The sequence below is a fragment of the Polynucleobacter sp. genome, assembly GCF_018500155.2.
GTDB lineage: Bacteria > Pseudomonadota > Gammaproteobacteria > Burkholderiales > Burkholderiaceae > Polynucleobacter.
In genome coordinates this window covers 1-12,456 of the sequence record NZ_JAHBAK020000069.1, presented here as the reverse complement: position 1 = coordinate 12,456, position 12,456 = coordinate 1, and the positions used below count along the sequence as shown (strand labels likewise).

Annotated in this window: 12 protein-coding genes and 1 pseudogene; 3 read left to right on the top strand and 10 right to left on the bottom strand. The window is 46.0% G+C overall.

Going from position 1 to position 12,456, the window contains the following annotated elements; translation table 11 throughout:
• Positions 1-6: 6 nt before the first annotated feature.
• From KIH43_RS07925 to KIH43_RS07885, 9 genes and pseudogenes are all read right to left on the bottom strand, one after another.
• Positions 7-228, bottom strand: a complete 222-nt coding sequence (locus KIH43_RS07925) for a formate dehydrogenase (RefSeq protein ID WP_296967688.1) — start codon at positions 226-228, stop codon at positions 7-9.
• 146 nt (positions 229-374) lie between these two features.
• On the bottom strand, positions 375-1,007 hold the full coding sequence (locus KIH43_RS07920) for a molecular chaperone TorD family protein (RefSeq protein ID WP_297719525.1): 633 nt from the start codon (positions 1,005-1,007) through the stop codon (positions 375-377).
• Positions 1,004-3,094 (bottom strand): 4Fe-4S binding protein, encoded by a 2,091-nt coding sequence (locus tag KIH43_RS07915; protein ID WP_297719523.1) that lies wholly within the window; start codon positions 3,092-3,094, stop codon positions 1,004-1,006. The genes KIH43_RS07920 and KIH43_RS07915 overlap by 4 nt, the downstream gene beginning before the upstream one ends.
• Positions 3,091-3,684 (bottom strand): DUF3306 domain-containing protein, encoded by a 594-nt coding sequence (locus KIH43_RS07910; RefSeq protein ID WP_297719521.1) that lies wholly within the window; start codon positions 3,682-3,684, stop codon positions 3,091-3,093. Before KIH43_RS07910 ends, KIH43_RS07915 begins: the two co-directional genes overlap by 4 nt.
• The gene (locus tag KIH43_RS07905) at positions 3,684-4,217 is read right to left on the bottom strand and encodes a DUF3305 domain-containing protein (RefSeq protein ID WP_297719519.1); all 534 of its coding nucleotides are present in this window, start codon (positions 4,215-4,217) and stop codon (positions 3,684-3,686) included. The genes KIH43_RS07910 and KIH43_RS07905 overlap by 1 nt, the downstream gene beginning before the upstream one ends.
• A 14-nt stretch (positions 4,218-4,231) precedes the next feature.
• A pseudogene (gene apbC / locus KIH43_RS07900) lies at positions 4,232-5,323 on the bottom strand (iron-sulfur cluster carrier protein ApbC); the annotation flags it as partial.
• 130 nt (positions 5,324-5,453) lie between these two features.
• Positions 5,454-6,464 (bottom strand): inorganic phosphate transporter, encoded by a 1,011-nt coding sequence (locus KIH43_RS07895; protein ID WP_297719517.1) that lies wholly within the window; start codon positions 6,462-6,464, stop codon positions 5,454-5,456.
• Positions 6,465-6,475: 11 nt separating this feature from the next.
• A complete protein-coding gene (locus tag KIH43_RS07890; protein WP_296967678.1) occupies positions 6,476-7,123 on the bottom strand; it encodes a DUF47 family protein in 648 nt (215 codons plus the stop codon).
• Between the two features lie 68 nt (positions 7,124-7,191).
• The gene (locus tag KIH43_RS07885; RefSeq protein ID WP_296967676.1) at positions 7,192-7,386 is read right to left on the bottom strand and encodes a heavy-metal-associated domain-containing protein; all 195 of its coding nucleotides are present in this window, start codon (positions 7,384-7,386) and stop codon (positions 7,192-7,194) included.
• 51 nt (positions 7,387-7,437) lie between these two features.
• On the opposite strand from KIH43_RS07885, the gene KIH43_RS07880 reads away from it, so the two are divergent.
• Positions 7,438-9,711 carry a heavy metal translocating P-type ATPase gene (locus KIH43_RS07880; protein WP_297719515.1) on the top strand — a complete coding sequence of 758 codons (2,274 nt, stop codon included), beginning with the start codon at positions 7,438-7,440 and terminating at the stop codon, positions 9,709-9,711.
• Positions 9,712-9,744: 33 nt separating this feature from the next.
• Here the strand turns inward: KIH43_RS07880 and KIH43_RS07875 are convergent, their stop codons facing one another.
• A complete protein-coding gene (locus KIH43_RS07875; protein WP_296967674.1) occupies positions 9,745-10,539 on the bottom strand; it encodes a DUF3047 domain-containing protein in 795 nt (264 codons plus the stop codon).
• Between the two features lie 47 nt (positions 10,540-10,586).
• Here KIH43_RS07875 and KIH43_RS07870 point away from each other — a divergent pair, with 47 nt between their 5' ends.
• Positions 10,587-12,071, top strand: a complete 1,485-nt coding sequence (locus KIH43_RS07870; RefSeq protein ID WP_297719510.1) for a glycosyltransferase family 39 protein — start codon at positions 10,587-10,589, stop codon at positions 12,069-12,071.
• Between the two features lie 68 nt (positions 12,072-12,139).
• A partial coding sequence (locus tag KIH43_RS07865) for a lysylphosphatidylglycerol synthase transmembrane domain-containing protein (protein WP_297719508.1) occupies positions 12,140-12,456 on the top strand: 317 nt, incomplete at its 3' end.

The following is a 12,456-nucleotide window of genomic DNA, read 5'->3' as shown; positions in this document are numbered from 1 at the left end:
ACAAACTTAGATCAATGTAGTTTCGTAATACTTGCGCATGTGTGCAGTCATCGTTTTACTATCGCTTTTTTCTTTGACTGCACTACTCATTTCTTGAATGACCGCTTTACCAACGGTAGTTTGTGAAGCGACCGCAACTGCACCAACGGCAGCGCCTGCACCAAAAAAGAACTTACGGCGCGATGGCTGATTCTCTTCGCTAGAAGTCGCTGTAGATTTTGTGCTCATGGCATGCTCCTTTTTAATTATTCTTGATGTGAGTCAAGTGTAATTCGTAATTGCACTTTTGACATTTTCATATAACTGCAATGATATAAGGGTTTTGAGTCTTGATTTGAATGGTTGAGTAATTCTTTTTTTAATGCGACGCAACATTAAATCATGTCAAAGCTTTGGCCCTCTATGGCCAGAAACTCTCTAGTCAGGGCAGCCACGGGGTGGTAGAGATGCATCTCCGGAGTCCCTTCTATTGCATCGCACAATTCGTCGTACCAAGGGCGAATGTGCTCATTAAAGAAAATGCGCTGATTGGTCAGATTGGAAATTTCTACATCATCCCCAGCGATAAGGTATCTCATCACCTCACAAAGAGAGGAAATGTGGTCCTCGGTTTCCGTAACTTCCTCCGCAGACTCCAGTCCAAATTCTTCTAGCGCCTTGCGAATATTGACTAGGGGTCTTTCATTGAGGTGCCCAGCCATATAAAAAGAGCCATTCAGAATGACGTTGGGCTTACCTACACTAATAAAATTCGCATCAAACTCGTCACGCCAGGCTTGTGCAGGATTGTTTTTGGCTACTTCTACCAGATTCATCCAAGCTTTAGCCAAGGGTGCATCCTCAGCAACCTCTTGCTGATCAGCAGTTGCCGCAATTTGATCCAATAACTCTTGATCTGGTGGCAAATGAAAAAAGCGGGCTATTAAGCCATAGAGATCTGCTCTAGCTAAGTCCTCAGGCAAGCCGACCTCACTCACCTCAGTTACCGCATTTTCTTTTGTACTCATAGTTCTTTTTTCACCATATCTACAACGCGACAATCGCCACACATCTTCAATCTCTCCATCGCAGCCCCTGCAAATGCGCCATGAGCTCCCAGTTTTGCCAACATCAAATCCACCATTTTGGCCGTCCCAAATGGCTTGCCACAACTAATGCAATGAAAAATTTGGGTTTGATTCAGCACTACTTTTTGTTTTCGTTGCTCAACCGTTTTTAAACGAGGCTGAAGAGTTAAGGCCTGCTCTGGACAAGTTTGCGTACAGATACCGCACTGCACACACTGCTTTTCAATGAACGTCAGAATAGGTTCATCCGGATTGTCAATCAATGCGCCCTCAGGGCAACTGCTCACACAAGACATACATAAAGTGCAAGCATCTGCATTGATTGCTAGCCCGCCCAATAAAGCACTTTTTGGCAGAGTCGCGCCTTGCTCAGGCAATGGAGTAATTGCGTGTTTTTGTAAATGCTCAAGCACGGCTTCCAAGGTTTCACGCTTTTGATTGGAAAAGCCAAAACTAGCAGAGGCGCAAATCGATGGCAGAGCGCCTCTTTGGCGCAAGACTCCCATTGCTTTAGAAAGTGTTTGTAAATCCTCTACAGAATCTACCATCACCAAATGAATGCGTTCGTCAAACCCAAAGGCTTTTAATATTGCATTGGCTAATTTAGTCTGATCCTCAAGTGCTGCACGATAAGCAGGATCCTCATCACCACTAAGCAGCAAGGTGACTTCTGCAAAACCAAAAGTTAATGCTCCAAGCCACAACTCAAGACCCGTTGAAGCAATATGCTCAATGCCGTAGGGAATGAGGAAGGATGGCAAGCCTTCATACTGTTTTGGGGCCACGTGAGCTAATCGCCCTAGCGCATCTATCATTTGTGTGCCAGCTTTTAATGTATGAAAAAGCAAGCTAGGCGCTACCTTCTGGTTTGGTTTTGCAGATTCAGCGCTGAATGTGGTGATGAGCGTTTTTAATTCTTTGCCTTGATGCGTAACGCTGGGGTAGTTATAACGCATTGCGCCTGATGGGCAAACTGTTGAGCAAGCACCACAACCCATACAAAGATTGGGATTGACCTCAACTGTTCCTTGCCCATTTTTGAAAACTGATTGAATGGCGCCAGTTGAACAAACATCAATACACGCGCTGCAACCCACTTTACCGTTACGTCCATGCGCACACACTTTATCGTTATAGACAAAATACTTGGGCTTCTCAAACTCGCCAACCATTTCCATCAACTGCCCAATAGCTAGAGCCTGATCCAGTGGATCCTTACCTGGAGCAAAATAACCTTGTGGTGTTTGACTCATACGCAATTTTGGATCTGTACGTAAATCCAAAACCAAATCAAACTCTGCATTGCGATTGCGTTGGGCACGATCGAACGCAATTGCACCTATGCTGGCACAAGCGCTGACGCAAGCACGATGAGATTTGCACTTGCCGAGGTCGATCTGAAACGACAAATCAATTGCATTTTCTGGGCACGCTTCAATGCAAGCACCACAACGAGTACACATTTCAGGATCAATAGGATTTTGCAAATCCCAATCGACAGAAAAATTGCCTAGATAACCCTCTAGCTTTGTGACAAAGCCTGTGTAAATCGGATAGTTGCGTGTTAGAGGCAAATCCCCTGGCCCAGTACACAAGACAGAAACATCTAAGGTGCTTGCCACTTTTTCTGCCCATGGGATTGCGCTACTACCAGGACCGATGATTAACAATCTTCCCTGGCTTTCATACTGAACAACTGGTACAGGCTCTGCCTCTGGTACGTCTGCTAGCGCAAGTAATGCGGCAATTTTCGGGCCAGAAACTTTTGCTTCTTGTGTCCAACCAGCCACTTCACGAATATTGACAAAACGAAGTGGTGCCACTAACGGCTTCTCAGACTGCTCGGCGAGTTCGGAAAAAAGTGCCGCCTCTTGAGTGCATGCCACCACCAGTTCTTCTGAACCATCTAGTGCTTTTATAAAGCTTCCAACCTCTTGCCGACACAAAGATTGGTGTACAGAGACGCCTAGCGCTTTTGCATCTAAGGGCATCGTGCCATTACAGTTACAGACAAATTTTTGACTCATTGGGAACCTTCTGAGGTTTTTTTCTTATCCTGCGCAATCTGCATTCCATCTTGGTTTACAGATTCATCCGGCGCTTGGGATGGTGTGGATGTTAAATCACTTTGGGGCAATGGCTCATTGGATAATGCATTGGGAGGATCTGCTTGAGCTTCAAGCATTGCGGCATCTTTCCTCTGACCTACGCCATTAGTGGCATCATCTGCAGTCTTTTGAAACAACTTGAGCATGTCGCTTTGCACCATACGCGCGAGCATGCCAGGAGGTAAAGGGTCGGGTTTAGAGTAATCATCAATGTAAATATCAAGGCCATCCATCACATTGAAGTGTGGATCACTAAACATTTTTTTTAGCGCTGCTTGTTGAACAGCGGGGTCGACTTCGGGCTTCATAAAAGCAGAAAAATCTGGCGCAAATCGGTCTATCTTTTCAACATCCTCCATCGTTGGTGGAGGCGGTGTCTCGGTAACTTCGGCTTTAGATTCAGACTCGTGGACGGCAGGTGATTGAATGTCTTCTTTTGCTGGATCAGTTGATTGCTCTTTTTGACCAGATTTGCGACGAGACCAGCGACTCAAAAAACCTTCGGACATTATTCCTCCGCTGAACGTTCAGCACCCTTAAAAGAGGCAGGCTTATGACGTTTTTTAGGTTCAGGTCGATAGTGCTCATTGACATAATCTTGCAGCCAGGAAGCATGTTCATTATTCATGGGCACCGTATCAACAGACTCGCCCCCATCTAATAAACGCGCTGCTTCGTTATAACTAACACAGATGCGATGCGGAACGGCAATCGTTGACTCTGACTTGGCCATTTCCAGTGATTGCGAATCTATATAGCGCTCAATATCCTCTTCAAGTCGCCACATCACAAACCAACAAGGCTTGGTCGCAGAAACATTCAGGTAATAACCTTCAGCCTCATCTAAAAATAAATTGAGCTCAAAGCCCGTGAAAAGCCAGGACTCGCCTTCTGGATCTTTACCCAAAAATTGGCCAGTGATTGACTGACTACTCTGTGCACCATATTGACCAAAATCTGGAAGCACTTCCTGTGGAGCCCAGCGATAAGAGACCCAAGGATTATCCAGATTGTGTTTACGCATCAATACGGCAAAGCGCATACCCTTATCGATCCTTAGGTGTTCTGAACCACAATATTGGGAAATTTACTGCTCATGTCTTTGGATAATGCAGCGACTTTAATCGCCACTTGGCGCGCGATGGTTTTGTAAATCGCGCTTATAGCCCCATCAGGATCAGCCACCAATGTTGGTCTACCAGAGTCAGCTTGTTCACGAATAGAAATATTGAGTGGTAATGCGCCTAAAAATTCTACGCCATACTCTTTACACATTTTCTCGCCGCCACCAGTGCCAAACACATGCTCCTCATGACCGCAACTTGGACAGACATATGTACTCATGTTCTCAATAATGCCGATGATGGGTACTCCGACCTTCTCAAACATTTTGAGACCTTTGCGCGCATCCAGCAAAGCAATATCTTGTGGGGTGGTCACGATGACAGATCCCGTCACTGGAACTTTTTGCGATAGAGTTAATTGAATATCCCCGGTACCAGGTGGCATATCAACAATCAAGTAATCCAAATCGCGCCAGCGGGTTTGGCGCAGCAACTGCTCGAGGGCGGATGTCACCATCGGTCCGCGCCATACCATCGGTGAATCTTCCTCAATCAAAAAGCCAATCGAGCTTGCTTGCAAACCATGGCCTTCCATGGGTTCAATCGTATTTTCTTCTACTGAATCAGGTCTTCCGGTAATGCCAAGCATCATGGGTTGGCTTGGGCCATAAATGTCTGCATCTAATATGCCCACTTGTGCGCCCTCAGCCGCCAGTGCGAGTGCCAAATTCACTGCAGTCGTTGACTTACCTACGCCACCCTTACCACTTGCAACTGCAATAATATTTTTAACGCCAGGCAATAATTTCACGCCACGCTGTACAGCATGTGCGACGATTTGACTTGTGACATTCACGCTGACATTTTTTACACCAGGCAATTCGCGTAACGCTGTAATAATCGATTTACGAATTGCATCAAATTGACTCTTTGCTGGATAGCCCAACACAATATCCAAAGAAATATCCCCATCATCGACTTTGAGATTCTTCACATTTTTTGCCGTGACAAAATCAACCTTCGTATTGGGATCGATCACGTTTTTAAGGGCGCTCTGAACAGCCTCGAGAGTAACAGACACTACTTTCTCCTTTGATGTGCAATGCCCAGCACAAACCTAGACATTACTTGATGTAATTTTTATTAATAGTAGGTAGATTAACCGCACCAGCCGAAAATTGCTTGAAACAAGAATGTATAGCGTGGTGACAGTGTTAAAAGATCAGCAAGCTGAGGTAATACACGATCATGGACATCAGGGCTGTAGCAGGAATGGTGAAAATCCAAGCCCAAACAATATTGCCAGCCACACCCCATCGAACCGCACTCGCTCTTTGAGTAGAGCCCACGCCAACAATAGCCCCTGTAATCGTATGGGTAGTTGAGACCGGCACACCGATTGCCGTAGCAGCAAATAAGGTGATTGCGCCGCCCGTTTCAGCACAAAAACCTCCTACTGGCTTGAGTTTAGTAAGTTTTTGGCCCATGGTTTTGACAATACGCCAGCCACCAAACATTGTTCCCATAGCAATGGCAACATAGCAACTAATGATGGTCCAGCTTGGCGGCATTTTTGCGCCCGCGTCTGCATAGCCAGTAATAATCAAGAGCAACCAAATAATGCCGATTGTCTTTTGCGCATCGTTACCACCATGACCGAGACTGTAGGCACTAGCGGATACCAACTGCAAACGTCGGAACCAGCGATCCGTTTTAGCTAAAGTGGCATTCCTACAAATCCATGAGACCAAAAGCATCATGAGTGACCCTAATAGGAATCCCACCATTGGTGATATGAAGATAAACGAAACCGTTTTGATAATGCCTGACCAGACCAGACCATCAACACCCGCTTTGGGCAAGGCCGCACCAACCAATCCACCAATCAAAGCATGAGATGAGCTTGATGGTATGCCGTAATACCAAGTCACGACGTTCCAAACGATAGCGCCGACGAGTGCTCCAAAGATGACGTGCAAATCGACAGCTGCCGGGTGCACAATACCTTTACCGACAGTAGCTGCAACGCTTAAATGAAAAATAAAGATCGCTAGAAAATTAAAGAAGGCTGCAAAGACAACCGCTTGCTGCGGCTTTAGAACGCCAGTAGATACCACTGTCGCAATCGAGTTCGCCGCATCATGAAATCCATTCATGAAATCGAAACCGAGCGCTAATATGACTAATAGCGCAACTACCCAAAAAGCTACTTCAGTCGCTGGCAAGGTTATTCGCCTTAAGAGTTTTCTAGAACGATGCCTTCAACCAAATTGGCAACGTCCTCACATTTATCGGTTACTTCCTCGAGTAGTTCGTAGATACGCTGGCACTTAATGAGTTCGCGCACTTCGATATCCTCACGGAACAATCTCGTAATCGCCGTGGATAGCAAGCGGTCAGCGCCTGACTCGAGATGATCAATCTCATCACACGTCTTGAGGGCCGCCTTTGCAACTTCAGGATTTGAAATGTCTTTTAATGTTCCAACGGCATTTTTCATGCTGATACAGCACTGATTGCATAACTCTGCCATCTGCAACATTTCAGGGGTCATTTGTTTGACGTCATACAAATGCATTGCCTCGGTACCGTTTTGCAATAAATCCGCAACATCATCCATCGTATTGATGAGTGAAAAAATTTGGTCGCGATCAATGGGGGTGATAAATGTCTTGTGCAGGCGACGATGAACCTCTTTCACAATGTCGTCACAAGCATGTTCTGCTTTATCTACTTCTTGGGTGTATTTAGCTCTTAAGACTTCATCATTGTAGTGTTCCACAAACTTCAAAAATGACTCTGAAGCAGCAACGATATTTCCAGCATGCTCATTGAACAATTCAAAGAAATTACCATCGTGAGGCATTAACTTACTGAAGAACATAAAACACGATCCTTTAGGGAACAAAAACTGCGGGTTTTGCCAAGATTGCCGTCATTCTAAACAATAGGTTAGTTAGCTACTGGAAATCCGGCATCTGTTATAAGCTGACTGGCCATTGCTGGGGTGAGCGCCGTTTCCAGACTGACAGTCTGTGCGCCCAAGTCAGCCTGAACTTTGGCATTTGGATCCTGAGATTGAATTGCTCTAGTAACGGCATTGATACAGCCGCCACAGGTCATTCCAGATACTTTAAGAGTAAACATATCGGCCTTTTTTGATTGAAATAGACTGCTTACTGTTAGATTATCTTCTATATGAGCGCCCAAAACACCTCAAATTCCTCAATTTTTACCCTAGATATTGAAGGCATGACATGCGCTTCATGCGTTGGCAGGGTAGAAAAAGCGCTCGATAAAATTCCCGGGGTTGAGGCAGCCAGCGTCAATTTGGCCACTGAACAGGCCAAAGTGCGCCTCAAATCAGACTCAGAGACCTCCGTGGCAGAAGTCATTGCCCAAGTGCAAAAAACAGGTTACGGGGCAAAACTGAGCAATCCCCATGGAGGGTCTCAAAGCAACCTCTCCCATGCCTTTTGGGGTTCTGATGGTTTGGGACGAGTGCTTCTGAGTTTTGCACTTTCAGCCCCTCTTCTTTTCCCGATGTTTCTCATGCCTTTTGGCATTCATTGGGCCCTTTCACCCAAATGGCAAATCATGCTTGCCACGCCAGTGCAATTTATTTTGGGATGGCGCTTTTATAAAGCGGGTTTTAAATCCGTTCTTGCCGGCGCAGGCAACATGGACTTGCTGGTTGCTCTTGGCACCAGTGCCGCATATGGATTAAGCGTGTACCAAATGATGGCATCACCTCATGCTAGTCATGAACTGTATTTTGAGGGCTCTGCTGTCATTATTTGCATGGTCTTATTGGGCAAATGGCTAGAAGCCAGAGCAAAGCAGCAAACCAGTGAAGCCATTCGTGCGTTACAAAAGCTTTGGCCTGAAAGCGCCAAAGTCCTAGATCCGTCTGTAGTGATTGGTGAGGGCGCTTTTCTAGAGCAATACCGTCAACTTCCCTTAGATGAAGTATTTCCAAAAGATCGTGTAGTGGTTTTGCCAGGTGAGCGCATTCCAGTAGATGGCGTCATTATCTTTGGCAATAGCCATATAGATGAATCCCTCATTACTGGAGAGAGCGATCCCGTCAAGAAACTGTTGGGGTCAAAGGTCATCGGCGGCTCCCTCAATGGCGAAGGCGTCTTAATCATTGATGCGCAAGCAGTAGGCGTTGAAAGTGTTTTATCGCAAATCATTACCTTAGTGGAAGATGCGCAAACACAAAAAGCACCTATCCAAAAATTGGTCGATCGGGTAAGTGCGATCTTTGTACCTACCGTCATTCTCATTGCCTTGATTACTGGCATTGTGAATTGGTTGTATTTAGATTCAACATCCATCGCGATTCTACGTGCTGTATCTGTTCTTGTAATTGCCTGTCCTTGTGCACTCGGTCTTGCCACTCCTGCTGCCATCATGGCAGGCACAGGCGTTGCAGCACGTTTTGGCATCCTGATTAAAGATCCTCAAGTATTAGAACTCGCCCATCGCATTCATATCGTGGCATTTGATAAGACAGGGACGCTCACTATCGGCAAGCCCCAAGTTCTTTCATTGATTTCACTATTAAATAAGGATGATGAAAGCGCTCTTCTTGCTACTGCCGCCGGATTACAAACCGGCAGTGAACATCCCCTTGCTAAAGCGTTATTAGAGGCCGCGAAGTCCTCTCATATCACCCCCATCCCACCCATAGAAAGTCAGGCGATTCCGGGAGTCGGAATTACCGGCAAGCCCAGCACTGGCCCCTGGGCTGGACAGACTCTAGTTTTGCAGAGTATTGCTTCACTAGCCAACAACCCAAATGCTACTTCTGTCTCCAATAGAGCCCAGACGCTTTTAGACGCAGGTCATACCGTTTCGGTGCTCATGTCTCAAGAAACTTCCACCCCGCTTGCCATCATTGCCTTTGGTGATGAATTAAAGCCAAACGCTAAGACGGCTATTGCTTCCTTGCATCAACTCCAGATTCGCACAGTCATGCTCTCCGGTGATAACACAGCTGCAGCTAATCGAGTGGGACAACTGTTAGGAATTGATGAAGTATTTGGACAAATTCTGCCGGGCGATAAAGCGCAAATTATTCGCTCTCTACAACACTCTGGCAAAGATGATGCGCAACAATATGTCGCCATGGTTGGAGATGGTGTGAATGATGCACCGGCACTAGCTACTGCCGATGTGGGTATGGCCATGTCTACTGGCACAGATGTTGCCATGCAAGCGGCAGGCATAACACTCATGCGAGGAGATCCTACCTTGGTGGCGGATGCAATTGATATATCTAAAAGAACCTGGAAAAAAATTCGTCAAAATTTATTTTGGGCTTTTGCATTCAATTCCACAGGCATTCCATTGGCTGCACTAGGCTATCTCTCGCCCATGCTTGCTGGTAGCGCAATGGCGCTCTCTAGTTTTTGCGTTCTAAGTAATGCCTTGCTTCTAAAACGTTGGCGCCCAACACATTCATAATTTGAGCAACACCCACCATCAATACGGTTTCATTTATTTGGGATTTTTGCGTACCAACTCAATATCGCCGTAAAGGGCACGAGTTTCAGATTTTGTATTGTCGGAGTCTGTGAGTAAGGCTATACCAATGATTGGACCGGGTGATTCTCCATAGGCGCGTTTGTAGTCTGCCGTGAGGTCTCGCTGATGTTTATGCCATTGGCCAAGATTATCCCAACCTGAATCGACCACAATCATTTTGATTCGGGAAGTATGCGCATTAGAAATGATCGTGTCGACAGGTGACTTACCAGACCAGATATACATCAAGGTAGCAAATGGCATTTCTTGACCGCTAATAAGGTTGGCCATTTCAAAATTCATTTTTTCCTTCAAGGGCAATTTGGATTTATTGCCATCAAAGGCGACTAGTATGCGAAGAGGCGCATCATCACGAGAACTCTCGGCATTATCTGCCTCGGGCAGCGCAGATAAGACTTTCCATTCCCAATTGAGCCATAAATTGCTCGCCTGACGAGGACGCAATTTGACAGCTAAGCCAGAGGCAGAGGTTTTAGAGCTAGCGCTCAAAACGGTCTTGCCTTGATAATTTTCCAACCGATAAACCGTATTCTTTTTATACGGTGCTATGCGATAAAAGTGCCAACCCTCGGGCAACCCCTGTTGCGCAACCCCTGCAGAAAATTTAGGTAATTCTTCTTGAGCAGGCAATTGATCCACATTGAGGGCTTGGCCTGACTCGTTTTGCACTGAACCTTCAAAACCTGCGCATCCTGACAGAATCAGCAAGATTGAAATAGAGAAATACAGAAGAGTACTTTTAAGCATTTATTCATTGTCCCAAATCTTGAGCCGTCTGAGTCTAAAATCGATAAATGCGTCAATATTCTTCTTCAGGCTGGGCAGCGATTTGCATTGGTATTGCAACCCTAGTGCATTTTGCTCTGGGCTTTGCCATTGAATTTTCGGTAGATGAAGCGCATTACGCCTTATATGCCCAGCACTTAGCATGGAGTTATTTTGATCACCCGCCGCTAGTGGGATGGATTCAGTGGCCAGTAGTAGCACTCACAAACTCAGAAGGCATCATCAGACTGATCCCTGAATTACTTTGGGCAATCTCTTGCATCCTGGTATTTCAAGTGACTATGAAGCTTCATGATTTCTTGCAAGGTCGTCATACCGGATATCTCACCTCTGCCCTGCCTTCAGCTAACGCCTGTGGATTGATGGCCGTACTCGCAATAATCGCCGCTCCCATCCCGCATGTTTTAGCAATTGGCCTGTTACCCGATACCCTACTTGCACCTCTCAGTCTGGGTTTGATGTTGATGGCATTGAGATGGTTAACTAAAGATCACTTCACCATTGCAGATTGGATGATCACCGGCGCATTGCTCGGATTTGCTGGTTTAAGTAAATACACCGCCTTCTTTACAGCAATGACACTGCTGTTTATTTTTCTCAGTCAACCACAAAAACCTTGGATGACGAAAGCAGGTTTTTGGTTAGCCATGTGTATCGGATTCACACTGATTACTCCGGTTCTCTTTTGGAATTGGGCAAATGATTGGATCTCTTTCAAGTATCAGATCGCCCATGGCGCCGGTAGCGAATGGCTATGGTCGCGCCTTAGTGCTTATCTAGGTATCCAGGTTCTCGCTTATGGGCCCCTTCTCATTTTTGGCGCCTACCTTTTTATTAAAAACTGCATCAGAAGCAATTATTTTTCAGTCTTGGCTTTATTAGGATTTTTTGCCATTCCATTTGCAATCTTCACCAGTTTGTCTGGCGGTGGAGGTCTTCCGCACTGGACAACACCAGCATGGTTTTGCTTAGCGCCATTTGCTGGTATTGGTTTAGCAAAGCGATGGTCTACGCAACATCATCTCGCTATTCGCTCCCTCTTCATTACGCAAGTCGCTCTTTGTTGCATTGGTTTTGCTTATGTACTGTCTGGCGGAATCAATTCTGCCGCTATCAAATCCAACCCCATTGCCGATCTTTATGGTTGGAAAATGGCCGGACAAAAAGCAGCACAACTTGCACAAGCTACTCATGCAGAAGGTATTGCAGTTCACAATTGGACTTTAGGGAGTCGTGCAGCATGGTATGCCAAACCCGTTCCGGTATTCGTTTTAGATCAACGCCAAGATCAGTTTGATCTGTGGTTTGGCCAATTGCCTCGCAGGACAAACATTCTCCTTATCAATTGGTCAGGCCTGACCCACAACCCACCCGTAGGTGACCAGGCTAGTGGGGCTCAATTTGAGCACTGTGAACCCCTTGATTCCCTAGAAATGGTCCGCTTCGGTCGCACCCTCTCCACATTCGAATTTAGTCTCTGTAAAAGCTGGTAAGGCACCAAATAGCCCTCAGATACCGTAAATTTGGGAGTTTTTAAGCGCTAGGCATTATCCTTATGCCTATGAGCTTACATTCAGAGTCAAATTCAGCCCCTCCGGCGGGCTGGAAAGCAGCCCTCAAGCGTGCTTGGCCCACCATTCGCATCCTTCTTTCTATCGGTTTGTTGTGGAAAGCAACCAGCGGAATTGACTGGCACGCCATATTTGAATCTGAAATCCAAATGGAGCCACTCTGGTTCTTAGTTGCACTCCTGAGTGCTACAACTGCATGCTTTTGTGGTGGATGTCGTTGGGCGCTATTGATGCGTAAAGTGGGCTTTCAAGGACGTCTGCGAAATTACATCTTGCTCTATTTCACAGGCGCTTTAGTGAATCAAGG